Origin of the sequence: Photobacterium frigidiphilum, from assembly GCF_003025615.1 — a bacterium.
Taxonomy (GTDB): domain Bacteria; phylum Pseudomonadota; class Gammaproteobacteria; order Enterobacterales; family Vibrionaceae; genus Photobacterium; species Photobacterium frigidiphilum.
In genome coordinates this window covers 34424-60594 of record NZ_PYMJ01000024.1, presented here as the reverse complement: position 1 = coordinate 60594, position 26171 = coordinate 34424, and the positions used below count along the sequence as shown (strand labels likewise).

The window sequence follows — 26171 nt, the reverse complement described above, 5'->3', positions numbered from 1 at the left end:
CTTATTGTGCTTGAACACGCAGCTCGGCAGCTGAGCGGCTTTGGTGACCCAGAAGAGTATTCACATCGGCCGATTTAGGTTTCGCTAAATGGAACTTCGGAATCCATTGGTCGAAGTCGGCTAGAATTTCTTGCGCTCGGCTTGAACCTGTTTCTTCAAGATGGCGATCAATTAAACCGCGTAAATGCTCTTGGTGGATTTGAAGGTCATTTAACGGCAGTGTTTCAATGAGCTCTGGATTTACGCGTCCTGCGAAATCACCATCTTCATCAAGAATATAAGCAAAGCCACCGGTCATGCCGGCACCGAAGTTAACCCCTGTTTTACCTAAAATAGCAATAATCCCCCCCGTCATGTATTCGCAGGCGTTATCACCAGCGCCTTCAACTACAGCAATCGTTCCTGAGTTACGCACCCCGAAGCGTTCACCTGCGGTACCTGCAGCAAATAGCTTTCCGCCCGTCGCACCATATAAGCAGGTATTACCAATAATCGTGGCCTCATGCGATTTAAATGCAGAGCCGATTGGTGGTCTGATGGCAATCTTGCCGCCAGTCATTCCCTTTCCCACATAGTCGTTGGCATCGCCCGTTAAGTTAAGGTTTAGCCCACCTGCGTTCCATACTCCAAATGACTGACCAGCAGTACCTGTTAAGTAAAGATTGATGGGTTGCCCTGCCATGCCTTGGTTACCATAACGTAGTGCAATTTCACCGGATAAACGGGCACCAATCGAGCGATCAGTATTACGAATATCGTGATATAAATCGGCACCGCTTCGGCTTTCTATGGCTGGCAAGGCTTCTTTAATTAAGGTACTACTTAATTGAGCGGTATCAAACGGGGTATTGGGTTCGCTGCAATACACTGTTTTGCCTGCGATTGGTGTAGGCGCATGTAGTAGGCTGCTTAAATCAAGTTTGTTTTGTTTCGCGGTATGGCCGTTAATGACAGCTAGTAGATCAGTACGACCAATCAGATCAGTGAGCTGCTTTACCCCTAACTGAGCCAATAATTCACGAACCTCCTGACCTAAGCCGATGAAGTAGTTCATGACTTGTTCTGGTAAACCTTTAAAGAAGTCACGGCGCAGTTTTTCATCTTGGGTTGCCACCCCTGTTGCACAGTTATTTAGGTGGCAAATACGTAGATATTTACAGCCTAACGCCACCATTGGGGCAGTACCAAAACCAAAGCTTTCAGCACCTAGAATTGCCGCTTTCACCACATCGAGACCGGTTTTTAAGCCACCATCGACTTGTAGGCGGATTTTATGCCGTAATCCGTTTGCCACTAATGCTTGTTGAGTTTCCGCTAACCCCAATTCCCACGGGCTGCCCGCATATTTTACAGAGGAGAGTGGGCTAGCACCGGTTCCGCCGTCGTAGCCAGAAATGGTGATGAGATCTGCGTAGGCTTTAGCGACACCTGTCGCAATCGTGCCGACACCTGGCTCTGAAACCAGCTTGACCGAAACCATGGCTTTAGGATTCACTTCTTTTAAATCAAAGATCAATTGGGCTAAATCTTCAATCGAATAAATATCGTGATGAGGTGGCGGTGATATTAATGTTACCCCAGATACCGCAAAGCGCAGTTTAGCGATTTCAGTGGTGACTTTGTGACCCGGCAGCTGGCCCCCTTCTCCGGGTTTCGCACCTTGTGCCACTTTGATCTGAATAACATCGGCATTGACTAAGTAATGCGGCGTGACGCCAAATCGTCCTGAAGCCACTTGCTTAATACGTGAGTTTCGCTCGGTGCCAAAGCGACGTGGATCTTCGCCGCCTTCTCCTGAATTTGAGTAACCGCCCAAGCGGTTCATCGCAATCGCGAGTGCTTCATGGGCTTCAGGGCTGAGTGCTCCAATAGACATCGCTGCGGAATCGAAGCGCTGATAGAGTGCACTGGCTGCTTCAACTTGCTCTAGTGCTGTAGGGGTATCAGATTTCTTTAATGTTAATAAGTCGCGAATAGCGGCTACTGGACGTTCATTAACGATATTGGCAAATGATAAGTAATCGTTGTAATCACCTGATTTAACAGCATGTTGTAGGGTGCCAACTACATCGGGATTGTAGGCGTGGAATTCACCACCATGAACGTATTTTAGCAAGCCGCCATGTTCTATCGGCTTACGTTTTAGCCATGCTTTACGTGATAGATTAAATAAATCTTGTTGGAAGTCGTCAAAGTTAGCACCAGAAATTCGGCTTGAAACACCACTAAAGCACAGTTCAATGATGTCTTCATGCAGGCCAATCGCTTCAAAGAGTTGTGAACAACGGTATGAGGCAACAGTGGAGATCCCCATTTTAGACATGATCTTGTATAGACCTTTATTCATGCCATCGCGAAAATTCACCATCACATCACGGTATGGTTTAGATATTGCCCCATTATCAATCAGCTTACCCAGCGATTCATAAGCAAGGTATGGATAAACCGCGGTGGCACCAAAGCCAATTAATACCGCAAATTGGTGTGGGTCGCGTGCAGTTGCAGTTTCGATAACTACATTGGCATCGCAGCGCAAATTCGTTGTCACTAGGCGATTTTGCACGGCACCGACGGCCATTGCGGCAGGGATCGGTAACTTATTTTTATCAATCCCACGATCGGATAATACAAGTAACACGGTACCACTGCGAACAAGGCGTTCAGCTTGGTCACAGAGATCATTGATGGCTTGTTTGAGATCTTTTTCGCTTGGTTCGTAGTTAATATCGATAATGCTATTACGGTAATATTGGTTATCGAGTTCTAATAGTTGTACTAGATCTGAATACAGTAATATCGGTGAATTAAAGGCAACTCGGTAAGCGTGACCATCGGTTTCACAGAACACATTCATTTCACGACCAATACAGGTGGCGAGTGACATAACGTGCTTTTCACGCAGTGGATCTATCGGTGGGTTAGTCACCTGAGCAAACATTTGGCGGAAGTAGTCGGTAATGGCGCGCTCTTTTGATGACAATACCGCCATAGGGGCATCATCACCCATTGAGCCTGTCGCTTCTTGACCGTTTTCGCCGACAACACGTAATACCTGATCTAACTCTTCGTGACTGACGCCAAATAGTTTCTGATAAGTCTTGAGTTCGTTGTCATCCAATGAGCGGCTGCCGACTTGATCGTCACCCAGCTCAGTAAAAGGGATTAACCGTTTAACGTGGCTGTCCATCCACTCTTTATAAGGGTGTCGCCCCATAAGTTCGTTGTCTATGTCGCTAGAATGCCAGATTTTACCGAACTTGGTGTCGATAACGAGCAGTTCACCAGGGCCAACACGGCCTTTTTCAGATACTTCATCGGGAGCGTAATCCCAAATACCGACCTCTGATGCAAGGGTTATCAATTTGTCTTTTGTGATCACATAACGTGCCGGTCGTAGACCATTTCGATCAAGGTTACAGGCGGCATAGCGCCCATCAGACATCACGATACCTGCGGGCCCATCCCAGGGTTCCATGTGCATTGTGTTAAAATCATAGAAAGCGCGAAGTTCAGGATTCATATCAGGATGATTTTGCCACGCTGGTGGCACTAACATGCGCATTGCACGGAATAGATCGAGGCCGCCAGCCAAAAACAGTTCTAGCATGTTATCTAAGCTAGATGAATCTGAGCCTGTTTCATTGATAAAAGGGGCGGCAGTTTGAAGATCTGGTAATAATGGTGAAGCAAATTTATAAGCGCGCGCGCGCGCCCATTGGCGGTTACCCGCAATGGTATTAATTTCACCGTTGTGGGCCAAATACCGGAAGGGTTGTGCCAATGGCCAGCGTGGTTGGGTATTGGTCGAGAAACGTTGGTGGAATAAGCAAATAGAAGACTCTAAACGGAGATCACCAAGATCTGTGTAAAATCGTGGTAAATCTGCTGGCATACACAAGCCTTTGTAAACCGTGACTTGGCTAGAGAGGCTACAGATATAAAAATCAGGATCGTCAGTAATGCGTTTTTCAATGCGGCGGCGAGCAATATAAAGACGACGATCTATGTCGCGAGGTTTCCAACCGGCTGGCGCATTGATAAATACCTGCTCAATATTGGGTAATGATTCTTTCGCAATAGGGCCGAGAACCTGATCATTGATAGGAACAGTACGCCAACCAGCAATAGACAATGTTTCTTTTGATAGCTCATCATTGATAATTGCGCGGGCTTGCTCGGCTTTAACTGGATCTTGACTAAGAAATAGCATGCCAATGGCAAACTCTCGGGCGAGTTTCCAGTCTTTTTCGTTGGCGATAATACGATAAAAGCTCTCGGGCTTTTTCATTAATAGCCCACAACCATCACCGGTTTTTCCGTCGGCAGCGATTCCACCTCGATGGGTCATACGATCCAATGCCGATATGGCGGTACGCACTAGCTTGTGACTAGTATCACCTTCAATATGGGCGATTAAACCAAAACCACAGTTATCTTTTTCCAGCGCTGGGTCATACAGTGTCATTGCAACTCTCCCTTGCTTCTGCTCATTTAAACAGTGTGACTGCATAAGTATGACAATCTTCCTGATCGTCTTTTCTGCTTATAGCGACATTTCAAGTTAACGACAAATTACAAAAAGGTCAAATTATCGTTACAGATCACATTTGCGTGCTGCACAATATATATTTCTTATCAGTGATTTGTTTTTAATTTTTTCATTTGAAAATCAAAGAATGTATTTATACCAAGTCCATTAATTATCTGACTATTCAGAACACCACAGGGAGTCGAATTTAAGGATAGCGGTTGATAGGAAATACGGTCAGATCTTAGCAAGAAAAAGAGCGGGTATTTCCGATTTACTTCAAGAATTCTAATAAGTAATAAAAAGTAAACTGACTGTTTAGAGGGAGAGAGGAAAGGTTTAAGCGAAAAATTCATATTGATAATGGATGAATACAATCTTATTGGCATAAAAAAACCAGCTCACAACAGAGCTGGCTTTTTAGTGTATATCTTATGTTTTATAACTAGGCTTGAGAGAGCATCAGTGAATCAGCTTTTGCTTCTAGGTTGGAGTTACCCATTAAGAAGTCATCAATTTCACGTGCACATTCACGACCTTCGTTGATACAACGTACCACCAAAGATTGGCCTGTACGCATATCGCCTGCGGCAAAAACACCTTTCTGGCTAGTGGCAAAACCCGTGGTTGCAATATTACCGCGCTCATCTAACTTAATATCCAGTTGAGCAATAACACCGGTTGGTTCTGGATGTAAGAAGCCCATCGCTAAGAAAGCCATATCACATGGAATGATACGCTCAGAACCTGCGACTTCATCAAAACCAGGACGTTCACCAGGCTTGGCTTCTTGCCACTGAATATCGGCGATACGCAATGCTTTTACATTACCCGCCTCATCACCGATGAACTCTTTAGTCAAAATATTCCAATGACGATCACAACCTTCTTCATGTGAAGTCGATGTTTTCATGATCATTGGGTAAGACGGCCAAGGCTGATTCGTTGGGCGCTGCCCTGGTGGAATTGGCATGATTTCCACTTGAGTAATGCTTGCTGCACCATGACGGTTAGATGTACCCACACAGTCAGAACCGGTATCACCACCACCAACCACAACAATATGCTTGCCTTTGGCGTGAATTTCTTCGGTTTTTAAATCCATGTCGTTAGCACGGCGATTATTTTGCGCAAGGAACTCCATCGCAAAATGTACACCAGTTAGTTCACGACCTGGAATCGGTAAATTACGCGGCACGGTAGAACCGCCTGTTAGTAATACCACATCAAACTCTTGACGTAATTGCTGGGCATTTACCGTGACACCAATGTGAGCATTAACCTCAAATTTAACGCCTGCATCGCTCATTAAGTCGATTTTACGATCAATGATATCCATGCCTAATTTGAAGTCAGGGATCCCAAAACGTAATAGCCCCCCGACCTTTTCATCACGCTCAAAAACCGTCACACAATGACCCGCACTGTTTAACTGCTCGGCAGCGGATAGACCCGCAGGACCAGAACCGATGATAGCTATGGTTTTGCCTGTACGTGTGCGTGGCGTTTTCGGTTTAGCATACCCTTCACGGTAGGCTGTTTCGACAATGGTTTTCTCGATATTACAGATCGTGATTGGGTCTTGGTTGATACCTAATACACAGCCACTTTCACAAGGAGCTGGACATACACGACCAGTAAATTCAGGGAAGTTATTGGTTGAACTTAAAATGTTCCACGCTTCTTCCCAACTATCACGGAAAACGGCATCGTTGAACTCTGGGATGATGTTACCAATCGGGCACGCGTTGTGACAGAAAGGTACGCCGCAATCCATGCAACGTGATGCTTGAGTATTGATCTTATCGCCAAACTCGTCATTCAGAACAAATTCTTTGTTATCTTGAATACGAACGCTTGGATCTACCTTCTGTGGTAGTTCACGACCAAATTCTAAAAATCCTGTAGGCTTACCCATTTACGGCCTCCAACTCTTCCTTGTTTTCTGCTTCAGCTTTACGCTTTAGTAGTACAGTTTTGTAATCCCTTGGCATTACTTTCACCATCTTCTGAAGGTTTGCTTCAAAGTTAGATAGGAACGTTTCTGCGACTGTACTGCCTGTCAGTTCAGCATGCTTGGTTAGCATGTCTAATAGCAAATCTTTGTCTTCTTGCTCTAGAGGATCAAGGTCAACAAGTTCTGCATTTAGCTTGGTTTCGAAGTCCTCGAATTGGTCCCAAACATATGCGATACCACCGCTCATGCCTGCTGCGAAGTTACGACCCGTTTGACCAAGAATAACGGCAATACCACCAGTCATATATTCACAACCGTGGTCACCGATTCCTTCAACAACCACTCTTGCACCTGAGTTACGTACACAGAAACGCTCACCCGCTAGCCCGCGAATGTAAGATTCACCTGACGTTGCACCGTAGAAACAAACGTTACCCACAATGATGTTATCTTCAGGAACAATGTCAGATTTTCTGTCAGGATAAAGCACTATCGTACCGCCAGATAAGCCTTTGCCCCAGTAGTCATTGGCATCGCCTTCGACTTCAAAGTTCACACCTTTCGCAAGGAATGCACCAAAGCTTTGACCTGCAGAACCATTAAACTTGACGTTCATTGGCTGTGGTAAACCTTGGTCTTTATAGATTTTTGAAATCTCGTTTGACAGCATAGTACCCGTACTACGGTCGGTATTGATGATGTCAAATTTAGCGTCGACTTGCTTGCCTTGATATAATGCGGGGGCGGCAATATCGATTAATTTACGGTCAAGCACATGTTCAAGATTGTGTTCTTGTTGGCGCTGATTATAGATACCATCGTCTTTACGAGGTGGCTCAATAAATAGCACAGGGCTTAAATCAAGGTTCTTGTATTTCCAATGACCAATATTGCTACGGATTTTCAGCTTGTGAGATTGACCCACCATTTCTTCAATGGTGCGGAAACCAAGCTCTGCCATCACTTCACGTAAACCTTCAGCCATGTACTGGAAGAAAGTAACCACATCTTCAACACGACCATCAAAACGCTCACGCAGTGTTTTATTTTGCGTTGCGATACCCACAGGGCAGGTATTCTTATGACACTTACGCATCATGATACAACCTTCAACAACCAGTGCAGCTGTTGCGACACCCCATTCCTCAGCCCCCAGTAGTGTTGCGACTGCAAGGTCTCGAGGGGTTTTCATCTGGCCGTCAGACTGAACAACGATACGGTTACGTAAGCCGTTTTTCAGTAGCGTTTGGTGTGTTTCTGCTAGACCGAGTTCCCACGGTAAACCTGTGTGGCGAATCGATGACATTGGTGATGCACCAGTACCGCCATCAAAGCCTGCAATCAGCACGACATCGGCTTTTGCTTTCGCAACACCTGATGCGATTGTACCTACGCCTGCTTCCGATACGAGTTTGACGTTAACACGGCCTGCGCGGTTAGCATTTTTCAAATCGTAGATCAGCTGAGCTAAATCTTCGATAGAGTAGATATCGTGGTGTGGTGGGGGGGAAATTAGACCGACCCCTGGTGTTGAGTGACGTGTTGCACCAATCCAGTCGTCGACTTTGTCACCCGGCAGCTGACCGCCTTCACCAGGCTTCGCACCTTGTGCCATTTTGATTTGAAGTTCATCAGCATTACTCAAGTAGTATGAGGTGACGCCGAAACGCCCTGATGCAACTTGCTTGATCGCTGAACGCTCCCAATCACCGTTATCTTTTTTATCAAAACGAACAGGGTCTTCACCGCCTTCGCCTGAGTTAGATTTAGCACCGATGCGGTTCATTGCAACAGCAAGGGTAGAGTGGGCTTCGTGAGAGATAGAGCCAAAGCTCATCGCACCGGTAGCAAATCGCTTCAAGATGCTTTCAATTGGCTCAACGTCAGCTAATGGTATTGTACCTGTTGGGCTCTTAATGAATTCTAGTTGACTACGCAATGTTGCGGCATTGTCGCCTTGTGCATCAACAGCATGGCAATACTCTTGGAATTGTTTGTAATCTTTGCCGCGTGTTGATTGCTGAAGCAGCGAAATGGTTTCAGGGTTAAACAGGTGTTTTTCACCACGTTGTTTCCACTGATATACGCCACCCACATCCAACATTTGAATTGGGATTTCGCGAATGGGGTAACCAACACGGTGACGAATTAGCACTTCTTGTGCGATGTCATCGATGGTTAAACCTTGAATACGAGAAACAGTACCTGTGAAGTATTTATCGACAACAGATTTACTGATACCCAGCGCTTCAAATATTTGTGCGCCATGGTATGACTGTAAGGTAGAAATGCCCATCTTCGAGAAGATTTTAAGTAGACCGCCATTCACACCTTTACGGTAATTATTGAATAGTGCATCTGTTGATAATTCAGGGTCTAACTTACGTTTTTTCTGCAGATCAACCAGTGTCTCTGTCACTAGGTAAGGGTTAATGGCATTGGCACCATAACCGACTAGTGTTGCAAAGTGGTGGGTTTCACGTGCATCACCGGTTTCGATAATGATGTCACATTTCGCACGTAACCCTTTACGGATTAGGTGGTGGTGAACGGCACCCACTGCCAGCATGGCTGGAATCGCAGCATGGTTAGAGTTAACGGCACGGTCAGTCAGAATGATAATGGAATAACCATCGTTAACCGCATCTTCTGAATATTGGCAAATACGCGTAAGGGCGCGTTCTAGTTTGCCTTGCTCACCGTTAGCACGGAATACGATGTCGAGCGTTTTAGCTTGTAAGTGCTCTTTATCGATAGCCCGCAGCTTTTCAAGTTCAGCATTTGAAAGAACAGGAGATTCCAATTCTACTTTTTGGCAGTGTTCAGGTGTTTCAGTCAGTAGGTTCTGATCTTTACCAAGGTAAGTATTCAGCGACATAACCATACGCTCACGGATCGGATCGATCGGTGGGTTAGTTACCTGAGCAAAAAGCTGCTTAAAGTAGTTAGATAGATGCTGAGACTGATGCGATAGAATCGCGAGTGGCCAGTCAGCACCCATTGCGCTGAGTGGTTCATAACCGGTTTTCGCTAAAGGAACGATAATTTCGTTCACTTCTTCAGAGCTCATACCAAACGCTTGTTGATGATGCAGCAAACGTTCTGGTGTTGGCTGGTGGTGCATGTTGTCGGCTTCAGGCAGGGCCTTTAAGGTCAATAGGTTGTCTTTAATCCATTGCTCATAGGGTTGCGCTGTGGCGATGCTGTCTTTGACTTCTTCATCAGAGATGATGCGACCTTGCTCTAAATCTGCAACAAAGATACGACCCGGCTGTAGACGACCACGGAATTGAACATTTTCAGGGTCAATTTTTACAACGCCAGATTCCGATGCCATAACCAAGAAATCATCTTTGGTCACAGTATAACGAGAAGGACGAAGACCATTACGGTCAAGCGTTGCACCTACTTGAACACCATCAGTGAAACAAACAGAAGCCGGACCATCCCATGGTTCCATGACGTTAGCGTGGTATTGATAGAACGCACGTCGCTTGGGATCCATGTTCTTGTTTTCTTGCCATGCTTCAGGAATCAGCATCATAAGAGCATGTGGCAAGCTACGGCCAGAAAGCACTAATAGTTCTAACGCCATATCGAAGTTGGAGGAATCTGAACTGCCTTCCTGACAGATTGGCAGCAACATATCGATTTCTTGCTGGCTGAATAGCTCCGATTCAAGGATCGCTTCACGTGCCTTCATCCAGTTCAAATTACCACGTACAGTGTTAATTTCACCGTTGTGAGCAATATAACGGAAGGGTTGGGCAAGACGCCAGCGAGGGAAAGTATTGGTCGAGAAACGCGAGTGCACCAATGCGAGTGCCGTCACCATACTTGGGTTCTGGAGGTCTAAGAAGTATTGAGGTACTTGCTCTGTTGTTAGCTGACCTTTATAGACCAAGGTTTTATAAGACAATGAGTTAATATAGAAGTCATCGCCAATATTTGAAATGCTTTCAAGGCAAACACGCACTGTATAGTTACGAAGTACATACAGTTTACGCTCTAGAATCGCGGGGTCTAGGTTTGCACCACCAGTAATAAACACGTGTTCAAACTGTGGTTCAGTGCTAAGTGGATCTTCACCAATCATGGAGTTATCGACTGGCAATACACGGTAGCCAATGACTTCTAGATCAAGTCGCTTTGCATTTCGCTCTAAAATGTCACGACACTGCGAACGTTTGTGCTCATCTTTCGGGAACAGCACAACACCTACACCGTATTTATCAAATGACGGTAGTTTAATGCCTTGTTTTACTGTTTCTTCCAGTAAAAATTCATGCGGCTTTTGTAAAAGAATACCGGCACCATCACCACTACAAGGATCACAGCCTTGACCGCCACGGTGCTCCATACGAGCTAACATGTCGAGGGCTTGCGTTACGATCTCATGGGACTTACGGTTTTTAAGGTGGGCAACAAAGCCGATACCACAGGCATCGTGCTCTAATTCGGGTACATAAAGTCCCTGCGCGTTAAGCTCTTGATCTGACATTGATACATCCTTCCAGTTTCAACAAGCCCTTATCCAAAGGCTTGGTTATCCCTAATTTTATAATCACATTCTCAATGAGCTTTATATTGAACGTCTTGTCCAGCGTCGTTGAGTTGCGTGTTTGCTGTGGGATGAAGTTCTTACTTTCAATAGCAAACTAAATGTTGGAGTGTTTTCATTCTGGTATGTGAAAACACTGCAGTCTTTCCGATTTAGCAACATAAATCACTATTAGAATAGCTGATTACATCACATATGTTGTGCATAAATTGCACACAAGTGTAACTATCCTACAGTTTTGATACTTTAATTACCAACAATAAATAACACATAAAGAGCATAAATTATTTCATTTAGTGCATTTATAATTCGCCAATGTGCGTGTTTATTCGATAATGCTTATCATTGTGAATATCTTACTGAATGATATTGATCGCGGTGTTTAGAACATTAGACTTTAGTCGGAGAGGGGGGCGCACTTTTTGTCGTTTTTTATCAACAAAGGGGTAATGACGTGCTAGCTTCCTTGAGTTATACGTTTTTTCTTGTTTTGGCACAAATTCCATTTTGAGGCTTAATGTTAATCTGCGCCGCCGTAAACAGGTTTATCTTTCTTATTGGAACGATAATAAACGCTAGGTGAAATGATGCAGCTGCACGAATTAGTCAATACCTTTGGGCAAGATTTACAACGACGTTATGGAGAGAAAGTACATAAACTGTCTTTGCATGGTGGTTTTAGTTGTCCAAATCGTGATGGCACGATTGGGCGAGGAGGGTGTACCTTCTGTAATGTCGCTTCTTTTGCTGATGAGCAAGCACAGTATATACCTATTCGTCAGCAGTTGGCGCAACGTGCAGTCAAAACAGATCGTGCGAACCGTTATTTAGCGTATTTTCAGGCGTACACCAATACTTACGCTGAAGTGCAGTTGTTGAAAAACATGTATGAAGAAGCGCTACAAGCTGCCAATATCGTCGGCTTGTGCGTGGGTACGCGTCCAGATTGTGTGCCAGATGCAGTGCTGGAGTTACTAGCGAGTTATTGCGAGCAGGGCTATGAAATTTGGCTTGAACTTGGGTTACAAACCGCGAACGATAAGACATTAAAGCGTATTAATCGTGGCCATGATTTTGCGTGTTATGAGAAAATCACCAAACGTGCCCGTGCAATGGGTATTAAAGTGTGTACCCATCTTATTGTTGGTTTGCCGGGTGATACCAAAGAAGACAATTTAGAGACACTGAAACGTACTATTGCTGTGGGTACTGATGGGATCAAGTTGCACCCGCTCCATATTGTCGAAGGCAGTATTATGGCGAAAGCGTGGAAGGCAGATCGCCTCGAAGCGTTGAGTTTAGAAACATATACTGAAATTGCCGCTGAAATGATCCGCCTTACGCCACCAGAAGTGGTTTTTCATCGCGTATCAGCCAGTGCCCGTCGTCCTACGTTACTGGCTCCTACTTGGTGTGAAAATCGTTGGTTAGCCATGATTGATATTGGTAAGTACCTTGATCAACATGGTGCGCAAGGCTCTGCATTAGATAATTCATTTATTTATCAGCCTATATTGCCTAAAAAATCATAACTTATGATAGATTATTGATAGTTCAAGTAATTAATAATCATGCATATTCGATTTTACTGTTTGAACATTAACTTTCCCCTGAATGTGTTTGGCCGTATTTTTCTGATGTGGATGTTCGATGAATTACCGTCGTAAGTTTATTCTTCTTATTCTATTGTTTAGCCCATCTGCTTGTTGGGCTTTAATCTCTTCTGCTGACTTCGATAGTCCGATTCTGATGTTTACGACAGTGGTCTTAGCTATTTCTATTGGCGGTGCTTTTTTAGCGCTGATTTTTCATAATATTCGGTTATCTTCATTTAAAAAAATCCAAGCTAATCTTAATTATTTGCCAGTCGGGGCCGTTATTGTAAGTGGCTATGATGGCTCATTACTTTATGCCAATAAAGCGTGCCGTGAATTAATAGGGGTTAGAAAAGTCGGTAGTAATTATATCTATCCAGATAATATCGAGCCCCAAATGCTATATGACTTTTTACGTCCTCATAGTAATGAAACAGGTTTTAGAGATTGGGGTAAAGAGCTGATATTGTCAGACCGTTTAGGTATGAAGTTAAAAATATCAGGTCAACGTATTCGTTTTAAAAGAAAAATGGCATGGTTACTGTATCTATATGAACCGCAACAGCACAATGTTGTGCAAAGTAAAATTGAGCAAGAACAACGCGTATTCCAAAGTGTTTTAAACTCCCTGTCTGAATTAGTGTATTTTCAAGATAATGCCGACCGAATGATTGGAACCAATAAAGCCTTCGATCGTTTTTGGCGAGGTAGGCTCAATGACGGCTTGATTGATAGCGAAGAAGCCTCGCTTTCTAGTAACAATTCAACGCATACCTGGACGACATCACCAGACGGTTGCAGCCGATTATTAGAAACCAATAAAACGTTATTGATTGGTGATAATGGTGAGGTTATTGGCACGCTTGGGATCAGTCATGACGTAACTGATTGGCATGAAATGCAAGAAAGTCTTAAGACTGAAATTGAAAAGCGTGAAGTGACAGAGCAGACATTAGCGCAACGTAATAATTTATTGGATACGATTTTAAGCGCGAGCCAAGACCCTATTGGATTGTTTAACCAGCATTGGGTTTATGTTGGCTGTAATGAGTCGTTCGCCCACTCGTTGGGATACACCACTGAAACCTTACTGGGAAAAGGCGTTTCGGATGTGCTTGACTCTGATAAGTGGGAGCTTTGTCGTCCCATAGATGAAGAAGTTATGGCAAAGGGTATTACCATTAAAACAGAAGATTACGTCATTCTTGAAGATGGCACTCCTATTTGGTACGAAGTGGCAAAATCGCCTTATCGAGATCCAACTGATAACTCCGTTGGCGTATTGGTTATGGCGCGTGATGTAACAGAACGCAAAGCGACTGAACAGCAATTAGCTGATGCGATTATGGACTTACAAGAATTGAGCTTCATCGATAGTTTAACCAAAGTCGCTAATCGACGAAGTTTTGATGAACAATTACGTAAGCTGTGGCATGGTCATGTTCGAGAGCAACAGCCTCTCACCCTCATCTTATGTGATATCGATTATTTTAAAGCCTTTAACGATAACTACGGGCATCAACAAGGTGATATCGCATTGCAAGAAGTCGCGAAAGTGCTTCGTAACGTGGTACAGCGAGGTACCGATGAAGTGGCACGTTATGGTGGTGAAGAGTTTGCTTTTTTATTACCGAATACTGATTTAAAAGGGGGCGAGATCGTCGCAGCGAATATTCATCAAGAATTAGCCACCAAAGGCCTAACGCACGGCTATTCTAACGTCGCCAATACACTAACAGTAAGCTTAGGCATTGCGTCGGTTATCCCTTTACCATCTCAAGATTATGGCGATTTAGTCGGCATGGCGGATGTGGCACTGTATAAAGCCAAAGCCGCAGGACGAAATTGTTCAATGTCGATATCTGACAACGATGATTTTTAATCGTGCCAGTAAACCCTAATGAGCCTGCGAGAGCAGGTTTTTTTATGCGTTAAATATAACATTCGAGCATAACTGTGGTACTTATCCTTTGGTTCTGTCACCGCACAAGATATTATTAAATGAAGCACTTCTAGGTTGTGGGTTAAATCATGAAACAAATCAAAGTCCTGGCTCAGTTCTATGTCGACTTGTTAGTCAAGTTAGGCATAGTGCGATTCAGCTTATTATTAGCATTGGCGCTTGTGGCCTTGGCTGTTGTTGTTCAAATAGGGGTGACTCTCGCACTACAAGGTGAAGTGCATAACATCGATATTGTGCGTTCGGTATTCTTTGGTCTATTGATCACACCTTGGGCCGTTTACTTTTTATCGGTGGTCGTTGATCAGTTGGAAGATTCTCGCCAGCGTTTATCTAAATTGGTCAGTAAATTAGAAGAAATGCGCTCTCGTGACATGCAGTTAAATACGCAGCTTCAAGTGAATATCACGCAACTTAATCAAGAGATTGAAGAGCGAGAAAAAGCGGAAGAAGCCCGTGAAATAGCCATGCATGATTTAGAAAATGAAGTATATCAGCGTGAAAATGCGCAGTTAGAACTTGCAGAGCAAAGCGCATTACTCAAATCGTTCTTAGATGCATCTCCGGATCTTATTTACTACCGTAATGAGAAAGGTGAGTTTTCTGGTTGTAACCGAGCAATGGCAGAGCTCACGGGGAAAACTGAAAAAGGATTAGTCGGGTTAACCCCATGGGATGTATATAGCGAAGAAGCAGCGATAAAAATTGTTGAAACGGATGAGCAAGTTTTTCAGCAAAATGTATCGTTGACTTACGAACAATGGTTGGAATATCCCGATGGTCGAAAAGCGGTTTTTGAATTGCGAAAAGTCCCGTTTTATCGCCGTGATGGTCGACGTTTAGGCTTAATGGGATTCGGTCGAGATATTACAGAGCGTAAGCAATACCAAGACGCACAAGAAAAAGCGAGTCGTGATAAAACCGCATTCATTTCGACGATTAGCCATGAATTACGTACGCCGCTAAACGGTATTGTCGGTTTAAGTCGAATGTTGCTTGAAACGCCGCTAAATGATGAGCAGCGTGGTTATATGCGTACCGTTCATGTGAGTGCGATAACGCTAGGTAATATATTTAATGACATCATAGACATGGATAAGTCAGATCGCCGTCGTTTAGAATTGATGCCTAAGCCTCTAGACTTCAATGAATTTGTCACTGAAATGGATAATATTTCAAGTTTGATGGCTGAACAAAAAGGCTTACGTTTTGACTTGGAACGATTAACTAAACTACCCGCTTTCATCGAAGTTGATAGCACACGTTTACGTCAGGTATTGTGGAACTTGATTGGTAATGCGACCAAATTCACCAAAGAAGGGGGTGTAATCTTATCGGTGAGCAGTGAAATCTTTGAGCATGAGGCAGAAATCACCTTTGACGTTGAAGATAGTGGCATTGGGATTCCAGCGTCTGAAGTCGATAAAATATTTACCATGTATTACCAAGTTAAGCAAGGTAGCGACAATTTACACGCGGTAGGTACGGGCATCGGTCTTGCGGTTTCTCGTCAGTTGGTGCAGCTCATGGGCGGCGATATTTTGGTTACTTCTGATATCGGTGAAGGCAGTACTTTTACTGTCACCATTAGAGTGCCATTAGTTGAGGCTGTCGTTGAAGAAGAAATCATGCCAGTGGTACCTCAAGCCAGCTTAAGTATCCTTATGGTTGAAGATATTGAACTCAACATTACGGTTGCTAAAGCGTTACTGGAAAGCTTAGGGCATGAAGTAACGGTTGCGATGCGTGGTGATGAAGCATTGGCTATGTTCGATCCTGAATCTTTCGATCTTGTGTTACTTGATATTCAATTACCGGATATGACAGGGTTTGATATAGCGCAAGCACTGCGTAAAAAGTACGATTATTTACCCGCATTAGTCGCGCTAACCGCGAATGTGATCAGTGATAAAAACGAGTACATTGAAAAAGGTATGGATGAGGCGCTAAGTAAGCCTCTGAGTGTCAAAGCGATTACCGATGTTATTCAGCGATTAGTACTGACCTGTCCGCTTGATGATTTTGATGGCGACGAAGAGATAGAAACAATTGAGCCTGTTTCAGATGCTCAACCAGCAGTCGTGGTAGAACATTCAAATAATGAAATGTTTAATCAATTACTCGATTTAGAGATGCTTGAGTCTTATGTTGAAATTGTCGGCACCAAACCAGTACATGAAAGTATCGCGATGTTTGAAAAGATGATGCCAGACTATATAGCAATTCTTGACTCTAATATGACAGCGAAAGACAAAGATGGGATTAAGTTTGAAGCTCATAAAATTAAAGGTGCCGCGGGTTCTATCGGTTTAAAGCATATCCAGCAAGTCGCTCAAAAGGCACAATCACCAGAACTACCAGCATGGTGGGAAAACATTAATGATTGGGTTGATGAGATTAAAAATGGTTATGCGCATGATCTGAATGTATTACGCGAGTGGGTAGCTGAACAGGAGAAAGCTAAATGAAAAAATGGATGAAACTGAGTGGTATTATTGCATCTACCGTTGTACTTGCGGCTTGTGCTAATCAAAATAGCCAACAAGACAATGCGACTGCTGTGGTCGTACCGATAGAGCAAGCTGATGATGCATTAACGATAGAAGATGTGTCGATTGCTTTATACAGTGAGATTTGGCTAAACAGCATGCCAATGATTGAAGATGAAGGTAGCGTAGGGATTGGCGCTAGTTCTGCTGCTAAAGGTCGTTTACTTGCATCTATTCAATTACTCTCTCCTCAAAGTGATGCTTTATATCAAGGGATTAAAGTAAAGCAAATCGTCTTAAAAAATGCAGAGCAACAATGGCTATTAACGGCTAACGACGATAATGATTTTGACGTCAATATTATGGAACAAAGCTATTTGCAAAATAGTATGGGTCAAAATGGCGAGAGCTATCAGAGTGGCGTTGAGTTTATGCTGCGTGATGGGCCTAGTTGGGCACCAGCAAGTTTAGTTGATGTGACGGTTACACTGGTTAAGAGTGGTAAGGAATATACCATTACACAACGTGACGTGACGGTTAACCAAGTATTTTAATTTGCAGTATTCTAACGACAGTATTCTAAAAAAGAAAAAGGCTCCTATAGGAGCCTTTTTTCTCACTATTTGCTGAAGACTCGGTAAAAACGAAGCGCTTTTACCCTTGAGTCATTGGCACAATAGTCGAATTATTCTTCGTTTAGATCACCGCAGAAACGGTAACCTTCACCATGAATCGTTGCAACGATTTCAGGTGTATCAGCAACAGATTCAAAGTGCTTGCGGATACGACGAATAGTTACGTCAACCGTACGGTCGTGAGGCTTAAGTTCACGACCAGTCATCTTCTTCAGAAGATCGCCACGCGTTTGAATTTTGCCTGGGTTTTCACAGAAGTGAAGTAAAGCACGGAATTCAGAACGAGGAAGCTTAAATTGGTCACCACTTGGGCTAACCAAAGAACGGCTGTTGATTTCTAAAGACCAACCATTGAACTCATAACGCTCTACCAATTTCTTATCTTCAGTTGGTAGACCTTGGTTCATCGCACGTGTCAGTAAGTTACGCGCACGAATAGTTAACTCACGAGGGTTGAATGGTTTAGTGATGTAATCATCAGCACCAATTTCAAGACCTAAAATCTTATCCACTTCGTTGTCACGACCTGTCAGGAACATAAGAGCCATATCACCTTGCTCGCGAAGTTCACGTGCTAGTAATAAACCATTTTTACCTGGTAGGTTGATATCCATGATAACAAGGTGAACGGGGTGCTCAGAAAGCATCTGGTGCATTTCAGCGCCGTCATTGGCTTCAAAGACAGTGTAACCCTCAGCTTCAAAAATGCTCTTAAGGGTATTACGTGTTACGTGCTCGTCTTCTACAATTAGAATGTGAGGGGTTTGCATTGGCTGTACCTAATTTACTAAAACGGAATCTGGTCAAAAACAGAATAGTTAAATTCTATAAAAAAAATTCACATACAGGCAAAGTATTAGACAAAATACATAATTTTTCACTTTAAAAGCGGCCTGTTTGGTACGCCATCCATAAATTCAATACGTTTTTGTGTCGCAACTGTGTTGAAAAACCCGATTCTCTGTGGGTACTGGCTACAATCTCCCTTGGATGGCGATGATTGTAAGCACTTAACAGCTCGCTAACAATATAGGGTCTTTGTTTCGATGCCGATTTTTAGATGTTTATTGATTTATATCAAATTGAATGAGGATGCACTACGTTTGTTTAGAGTGTTTAACATTCGCTACAAATTACAATGTCATAAAATGAATGAATCAACATAAGTGTAAAAAAAAATCGCTTTGGCGAAAATATCAAAACATTACCTTCGAGGCAAGGCAACACCCTGTTTACCATTGCTTTGCAATTCTAACAGCTTTTAATCCGAGAAGCATTGTTCTTACTCATTCTGATAACGTTAAGAGAAATATCGCGCTGGAAAAGAATCTCATCATGTTAACAGATGCATGGATGCCTATATGTTGTCGCTCTCTGGATAGGTGTTGGACAGAGCCGAGCTTTGCTGTTGATTTATCCTGTAAACAAGCATTTGAGTTAGCGGCAATGTTTGAACAAAATGCAATCTATTGGGTTGAAAACAATAGACTTTATCTGGTTCCTGTTTTACTTGAGGGCATTGAAACACAAAATCTCGGTAAATGGTCTACCTTTTTCTACACTTAATTGAGAAATGAGATCTTAAAGTGTCATAAATAGAATAAGAAAATAGGGCTATTTAGTTATAAAAGGAGTTTGATATGAACGATCTATTACCCGATTTGTGTGATCACTACGAACAAGATGTCCGATGGTTACCTCTTGTGTTAAATGACTATGGCGGAAAAAAAATATTTTATGGTGAGGTGGTAACCTTACGTTGTTTTGAAGATAACAGTTTAGTTCGCGATATTGTGTCTCAAGATGGTACGGGGAAAGTACTGTTTATTGATGGGCATGCTTCTTATAACGGCGCATTACTGGGTGATCAGCTAGCATTGCTTGCAGTGAAAAATGGTTGGCAAGGAATTGTTATTAATGGCACTGCTCGTGATGTAGGCACTCTCGCGACCTTAGATCTCGGCGTAAAAGCTTTAGGTACATGCCCATACAAAACCGTGAAACGTCAAACGGGTGATATGAATGTCACCATGACTGTCGCGCATACTATGATCTATCCAGGCGATTATCTGTATGCAGATCTTAACGGGATATTACTGAGCAAACAGCCCCTAGATTTATCTGTGCTTTAATTGTTTTATTTATGATGGGTTTGCAGAAGAGGTATTTTATTGACTGGGGTCTATCGAAGAGCCATTGCTGAAAAGGGTTATTTGATATTGAGTTAGAAACGAAACCCAATACCCAGTTGATAAATCTGCTCAAGCGCTTCGTAATCAACGGTCGCTCTTAGATTTACTTTGTCAGTGACATCATATTGGCTCGTAATCTCTACGCCATAGACAGTATCACGCTCGACAACTTCAGAGGTAACCGCACTTTGTAAGCTGACCTTTGGGCTCAGGTTATAAGCCACTCCAGATAGCACTCCTCGGCTCGCAGATTTTGTATCATTACCTGATGATAAGCGAGTGCTTAAATAGAACTGTAAATTCCCATTTAACGAATATGAATATCCGCTATCAATTTGCCAAAGGTCAAATTGTTCGATGGAATTTGACTGAGATGTCATAAACCAGCCTGATGATGAATGTTCATCACCAATTAACCCCAGAAATGCGTTATTTTCTGCAGCAATTGTTGGTAATGCCACTACCAGCAGGGCTAATGTGATCAACAATTTTTTCATTGCGCCACCGCCACTGTTCTTAGTTTTGATTGTGTTTATTGATATTAGGACAGAATTATCGGTTTTGATATTTCATTTACATTTAAATGCGTTCGAGTGCATAAAACATGATCCCGCCCGAATTATCAATTGTCGCTTATGCCATTTTGCATGAATTTTTATGTCATACGTAGACGATGTACACTTCTATAGGGATAGACATCTTCATATTGACCGTGCGTTATATTTTGCTGCAAATACTGCCAATATTTAGCTTCAAATAAATCACTGTGTAATTCATTAAATAAGGCTTTTACTTTGGGGTTTATAAGTAAAAAAGTACGAAATTCTTCAGGGAATACGTCGTAAATACCCACGCTATACCAAGGCTCAGCAGACATCTCATCTTCAGGCGTTCGTGGCTCTGGAATTTTACGGAAATTCATTTCCGTCATATAGTTGATTTCGTCATAATCATAAAACACGACACGTTTATGACGCGTTACCCCAAAATTTTTGAATAGCATATCGCCAGGGAAAATATTAGCCGCGGCGAGTTGTTTAATTGCTTTACCATATTCATCAACGGCATCGCGAAGGTCATCATCATTCGCTTGTTCTACATAAATATTGAATGGGATCATTCGACGTTCCATGTATAGATGGCTAATAATGATTTGGTCTGACGTTACTTTGATTATCGAGGGAGCAGCAGCCAATAGTTCTGCTAATAACTCATCACTAAAGCGATGGCGTTCAAATGTAAAATGTCGGTATTCCTGAGTATCAGCCATACGACCAACACGATCATGCTCTTTTACAAGTTTATATTTTTCTTTAACCGTGGCATGACTAATATCTTTTTGTGGCGCAAATTTATCTTTAATTATTTTAAAAACAAAATCGTAAGATGGCAGAGTGAACACTGACATAACCATCCCTTTGATACCTGGGGCGGTAACAAATTGATCATCAGAATTATCTAGGTGGGTTAAAAACTCACGGTATAGCTCTGTCTTGCCGTGTTTTTGGCACCCTATTGCAGTATATAGCTCTGCATTCGTTTTATTGGGAATAAGGTTCGATAAAAAGCGAACAAGCGCACCAGGAGCAGGTGCGTACACCATGAAGTAAGAGCGCGCAAAACCAAAGATAATACTCACATCGTTCACATGGCAGATGCAGGCATCGACGTATAACTGTTTATTACTGTTATTGAGTACAGGTAATACCAAAGGAATGGTTTGGTATTGCCCATCATGGTTTAGTGTTATTTTGCCGATCAAGTAAGCCGCTTTATTTCTATAAAATGGCTCGCGAATAAGCTCTAACGAGGTGTCATCATTAAATGCTGCCCCGAACTCTTGCTTCAGGTGGTTGATGATGAGCTTGGTATCACGTTGTTTGTCTTCCCATACTTGGGTAAAGGGCGTGTCGTCTAAAACACGATCGAACAAAGACGTTAAACCTGAGTGAGCATGGTAGATGCGAGTCAACTGAGTGGGATAAGTTGGGATCCGGTTTTCTTGCGAGCTATGAACGAAGAGTTTATCTCGGTTGATATTACGATGTTCAAAAATACGACAATAAACGGAGTTGAAAAAACTTTCTGCAATTTCATATCGTGGATAATCTAACAGTAAATTTTCATACGATGATTTAACGGCCATTAAAAATGAGCGATTGGCGTAGCGTTCACCGAGCATTATCTGAATTTGACTCGTCACTAACCCGACATGATGGTCATAAAAACTGATTCGTTTTTTTAACGCTAAATGAACAGAAGACCAATCTTGTTGTTCAAATCGCTCTTGAGCACCTGCGGTTACGTCAAGAAATCGACCATACATAGCATCGAAGCCTTGCAAAATGGTATGGGCTACAAGCTGTTCCATTGCTGCTGTCATCCGGTTCCCTCCGAATCATTATTGTTTTTGTATTAGATTAACTATGCAACGAGGAGACACGAACTGCAATTAAATCTGTTTGTTTTTTATACTTTTTCGGTATAACGCATCAATATGTATTCAAGCCCGTATTTATAAAGAATTTTAAGTATAAAGTTAAAACATTGTTGACTCTCGATGTGGGGTAAGGTAAATCTAAAGTAATTGAGAGAATTGAGTAATTCAAAACACATTATGTTTAACGTTATCAGCACAACCACAACCATTATTATTACTGGCACGATTATTCGTGTTGGTGCGGGCTGATACGCATAAGATTCTTAAAAAAAGCCCGCACTTCTTATTAGATGCGGGCTTTTTTTTAACCTTTTTTAAATGAAATAGATTTGAACATTACTGCTGAAATTAAACAGTTAGTTAATGGATAATTAAGGAAGTCGGGAGTAGGGAATGCGGGTATTTAAGTTTGGTGGTTCATCTTTATCAGATGCAGAACGATTTTTACGAGCGGCAGATATTATTGCCAATAATGCTCAGCAAGGTGATGTGTCTGTCGTGCTTTCAGCACCAGGAAAAGTAACAAACAAGTTAGTTTCGGTAATAGATAGTACTGTGAAAACTGGCGAAGCTGATCTTCAGGTCGCTGATTTAGAAGCTGTATTTAATGAATTGTTTTCTGGTCTTAAAACGTTAGTGCCAACCTTTGATAAGGCCTTGGTTGATGCAAAGCTGGCGAGTTCGTTAGGTCAGCTTAAACAGTATGTGCATGGCATGAAGCTATTAGGCTTATGCCCAGACAATGTATACGCAAAAATCATCAGTAAAGGTGAGCGTTTATCGATTGTTACAATGAAAGCCCTGCTTGAAGCGAAAGGCCAGCCTGCGAGCTTAATTGATCCTGTCGCCTACTTGTTTGCCCATGGCGATTATCTCGAAGCACACGTTGATATTGAATTGTCGACGCAAAATTTCAAACGAAACCCGCTACCGGAAGGTCACGTTAATATTATGCCTGGCTTTACGGCGGGTAACTGTGACGGTGAATTAGTAACGCTAGGGCGTAATGGTTCTGACTATTCTGCAGCAGTATTAGCAGCTTGTCTTCGTGCTGAGTGCTGTGAAATCTGGACAGATGTTGATGGTGTATATAGTTGCGATCCTCGCATTGTACCTGATGCTCGCTTACTTAAATCCTTAAGTTACCAAGAAGCAATGGAACTATCTTATTTCGGTGCATCGGTTCTACACCCGAAAACAATCGCTCCTATTGCCCAGTTCCATATTCCTTGCTTAATCAAAAACAGTTTTAAGCCACAAGGTGCTGGTACATTAATCGGTCTTGATACCGGTGAAGATAACTTGGCGATAAAAGGCATTACCACGCTGAAAAACCTGACCATGGTCAACGTATCGGGTCCTGGAATGAAAGGCATGGTTGGCATGGCTGCGCGTGTCTTTGGCGCGATGTCAATTTCTGGTGTATCGATTGTACTGATTACACAATCATCATCTGAATACAGTATTAGTTTCTGTATCGATAGTGACGATAAAGTTTTAGCGCAACAAGCGCTACAAAACAACTTCGAATTAGAGTTAAAAGAAGGCCTCTTAGAGCCTATCGAGTTTGTCGATGATTCCGCTATTGTGACATTAGTGGGTGACGGCATGCGTACATCGCAAGGGGTTGCTTCACGTTTCTTTACCTCTTTAGCAGAAGTAAATGTGAATATTATTGCGATAGCTCAAGGCTCTTCTGAGCGTGCAATTTCTGCGGTAATCCCAGCGATTAAAGTGGCTGAAGCGGTGAAAGCGTGTCATGAAAACCTGTTTAACAGTAAACACTTTCTTGATGTATTTGTGATTGGTGTGGGTGGTGTTGGTGGTGAACTGGTTGAACAGATTCGTCGTCAACAAGCAAAACTTGCAGACAAAGGCATTGTTATTCGTGTCTGTGGTTTAGCGAACAGTAAAGGCTTGTTACTTAATAATAATGGTATTCCACTTGAAAACTGGCGTGATCAGGTCGGGATGGCGAATGAGCCATTAACTCTGGCACGTATGATCCAATTGGTTCAGCGTCACCATATTATTAACCCCGTCGTGATTGACTGTACGTCTGATCAAGGTATTGCAGAGCAGTATGTTGACTATCTAGCGGCAGGTTTCCACGTTATTACACCAAACAAGAAAGCCAATACCGCGAGCATGGCGTATTACCATCAGTTGCGTCAGGCGGCACGTTCTACTCGTCGTAAATTTATGTACGACACAACGGTTGGTGCCGGTTTACCGGTTATTGAAAACTTACAGAATTTGCTGTCTGCAGGTGATGAACTTTCGCGCTTCTCTGGCATTTTATCGGGTTCATTATCTTATATCTTCGGTAAGTTAGATGAAGGTATGAGTTTTAGTGATGCCACCACGATTGCTCGTGAAAACGGCTTTACAGAACCTGATCCTCGTGATGATTTATCGGGTATGGATGTCGCACGTAAACTGCTTATTTTGGCGCGTGAAACGGGCTTAGCACTAGAACTGGAAGATGTTGTCGTCGAGCAGGCATTGCCACCAGGTTTTAATGCAGAAGGCTCTATTGATGATTTCATGGCTCGTTTGCCAGAAGCGAATGCTTACTTTGAGCAGTTATCAGCAGATGCGGCAAAAGAAGATAAAGTCTTGCGTTACGTTGGTGAAATTGATCAAGGCAAATGCTTCGTTAAGATTGCAGCAGTAAACCCTGATGATCCAATGTTTAAAATTAAAGATGGCGAAAATGCCTTGGCATTCTACAGCCGTTATTATCAACCGATTCCATTAGTGTTACGTGGTTACGGTGCTGGTACAGAAGTGACAGCGGCAGGCGTGTTTGCTGATCTAATGCGTACATTAGGCTGGAAGTTGGGAGTATAAAGATGAGTGTTGTTGTTTATGCGCCAGCATCAATTGGCAATGTAAGTGTTGGGTTTGATGTACTGGGTGCGGCTGTATCACCGATTGATGGGTCTTTATTGGGTGATCGCGTTGAAGTTGCCGCTGGTGATCAACCTTTTACCTTAAAATGCGTCGGTGATTTTGTTGCAAAGTTGCCTGCAGAGAAAGAAGAGAACATTGTTTACCATTGTTGGTTAGTGTTTGCTCGTGAGTTAGATAAGAAAAGCATCGAATTAAAACCTGTAGCGATGACACTTGAAAAGAATATGCCAATTGGTTCGGGTTTGGGCTCGAGTGCATGTTCAGTTGTTGCAGCATTAGATGCATTAAACCGTTTTCATAACTTGCCGTTGAATGAAGTCGAATTATTGACTTTGATGGGGGAAATGGAAGCAAAAATTTCCGGAAGTTTACATTACGATAATGTGGCACCGTGTTATTTGGGCGGGCTGCAATTTATGGTTCAAGAGCTGGGTATTATTAGCCAGTCGGTGCCTTGCTTTGACGATTGGTATTGGGTGATGGCCTATCCTGGCATTAAAGTGCCTACAGCAGAAGCGCGTGCCATCTTGCCGTCTCAGTACCGTCGACAAGATGTCATTGCGCATGGTCGTTACCTTGGTGGCTTCATTCATGCCTGCCATTCTCAGCAACCAGAGCTTGCGGCAAAAATGGTTAAAGATGTGGTTGCTGAACCCTATCGCGAACGATTGTTGCCTGGTTTTTCAAATGCACGACAATATGCCCTGGAAGCAGGGGCATTGGCGAGTGGGATCTCTGGTTCAGGACCAACCATGTTTAGTGTCTGTAATGACCTAGAAGTGGCAAAACGTATTGCACGTTGGCTCGAAGACAATTATGTTCAGAATGATGAAGGATTTGTCCATGTCTGTCGTTTAGACAGCACGGGATCGAAAGTAACAGGAAGTGAGCTATAACT

The 26171-nt window shown here is 42.9% G+C and carries 14 protein-coding genes and 1 other annotated feature; of the genes, 8 read left to right on the top strand and 6 right to left on the bottom strand.

What is annotated here, in order from left to right; genetic code table 11:
* Position 1: 1 nt before the first annotated feature.
* From gltB (C9J12_RS19860) to gltB (C9J12_RS19850), 3 genes are all read right to left on the bottom strand, one after another.
* Positions 2 to 4465, bottom strand: coding sequence for a glutamate synthase large subunit (gene gltB, locus C9J12_RS19860; protein ID WP_107244290.1), 4464 nt, complete (start codon positions 4463 to 4465; stop codon positions 2 to 4).
* 508 nt (positions 4466 to 4973) lie between these two features.
* Entirely contained in the window at positions 4974 to 6446 is a 1473-nt protein-coding gene (locus C9J12_RS19855) for a glutamate synthase subunit beta (protein WP_107244289.1), read from the bottom strand.
* Positions 6439 to 10986 (bottom strand): glutamate synthase large subunit, encoded by a 4548-nt coding sequence (gene gltB, locus C9J12_RS19850; RefSeq protein WP_107244288.1) that lies wholly within the window; start codon positions 10984 to 10986, stop codon positions 6439 to 6441. Before gltB (C9J12_RS19850) ends, C9J12_RS19855 begins: the two co-directional genes overlap by 8 nt.
* A gap of 647 nt (positions 10987 to 11633) precedes the next feature.
* Between gltB (C9J12_RS19850) and C9J12_RS19845 the strand changes: the two genes are divergently transcribed.
* From C9J12_RS19845 to C9J12_RS19830, 4 genes are all read left to right on the top strand, one after another.
* On the top strand, positions 11634 to 12578 hold the full coding sequence (locus tag C9J12_RS19845; RefSeq protein WP_107244287.1) for a TIGR01212 family radical SAM protein: 945 nt from the start codon (positions 11634 to 11636) through the stop codon (positions 12576 to 12578).
* Positions 12579 to 12696: 118 nt separating this feature from the next.
* Complete coding sequence (locus C9J12_RS19840; protein WP_107244286.1) at positions 12697 to 14523, top strand: GGDEF domain-containing protein; 1827 nt, start codon at positions 12697 to 12699, stop codon at positions 14521 to 14523.
* Between the two features lie 149 nt (positions 14524 to 14672).
* Complete coding sequence (gene arcB / locus C9J12_RS19835; RefSeq protein ID WP_107244285.1) at positions 14673 to 17069, top strand: aerobic respiration two-component sensor histidine kinase ArcB; 2397 nt, start codon at positions 14673 to 14675, stop codon at positions 17067 to 17069.
* Positions 17066 to 17644 carry a hypothetical protein gene (locus C9J12_RS19830; protein ID WP_107244284.1) on the top strand — a complete coding sequence of 193 codons (579 nt, stop codon included), beginning with the start codon at positions 17066 to 17068 and terminating at the stop codon, positions 17642 to 17644. Before arcB ends, C9J12_RS19830 begins: the two co-directional genes overlap by 4 nt.
* 131 nt (positions 17645 to 17775) lie before the next feature.
* Here the strand turns inward: C9J12_RS19830 and arcA are convergent, their stop codons facing one another.
* Entirely contained in the window at positions 17776 to 18495 is a 720-nt protein-coding gene (gene arcA / locus C9J12_RS19825) for a two-component system response regulator ArcA (RefSeq protein WP_006230624.1), read from the bottom strand.
* A 382-nt stretch (positions 18496 to 18877) separates the two neighbouring features.
* Here arcA and C9J12_RS19820 point away from each other — a divergent pair, with 382 nt between their 5' ends.
* Positions 18878 to 19291, top strand: coding sequence for a DUF3293 domain-containing protein (locus C9J12_RS19820; protein ID WP_011217323.1), 414 nt, complete (start codon positions 18878 to 18880; stop codon positions 19289 to 19291).
* A 74-nt stretch (positions 19292 to 19365) separates the two neighbouring features.
* Positions 19366 to 19857, top strand: a complete 492-nt coding sequence (locus C9J12_RS19815) for a putative 4-hydroxy-4-methyl-2-oxoglutarate aldolase (protein ID WP_107244283.1) — start codon at positions 19366 to 19368, stop codon at positions 19855 to 19857.
* Positions 19858 to 19949: 92 nt separating this feature from the next.
* Here C9J12_RS19815 and C9J12_RS19810 read toward each other — a convergent pair whose 3' ends face one another.
* The gene (locus C9J12_RS19810) at positions 19950 to 20414 is read right to left on the bottom strand and encodes a hypothetical protein (RefSeq protein WP_107244282.1); all 465 of its coding nucleotides are present in this window, start codon (positions 20412 to 20414) and stop codon (positions 19950 to 19952) included.
* Between the two features lie 158 nt (positions 20415 to 20572).
* Positions 20573 to 22300 carry a bifunctional isocitrate dehydrogenase kinase/phosphatase gene (aceK, locus tag C9J12_RS19805; protein WP_107244281.1) on the bottom strand — a complete coding sequence of 576 codons (1728 nt, stop codon included), beginning with the start codon at positions 22298 to 22300 and terminating at the stop codon, positions 20573 to 20575.
* A gap of 244 nt (positions 22301 to 22544) precedes the next feature.
* Positions 22545 to 22664 (top strand) — a sequence feature (Thr leader region).
* An 86-nt stretch (positions 22665 to 22750) separates the two neighbouring features.
* Here aceK and thrA point away from each other — a divergent pair.
* Entirely contained in the window at positions 22751 to 25210 is a 2460-nt protein-coding gene (thrA, locus tag C9J12_RS19800) for a bifunctional aspartate kinase/homoserine dehydrogenase I (protein ID WP_107244280.1), read from the top strand.
* Positions 25211 to 25212: 2 nt separating this feature from the next.
* Positions 25213 to 26169: a homoserine kinase gene (thrB, locus tag C9J12_RS19795; protein ID WP_107244279.1), complete on the top strand. Its 957-nt coding sequence runs from the start codon at positions 25213 to 25215 to the stop codon at positions 26167 to 26169.
* Positions 26170 to 26171: the final 2 nt, after the last annotated feature.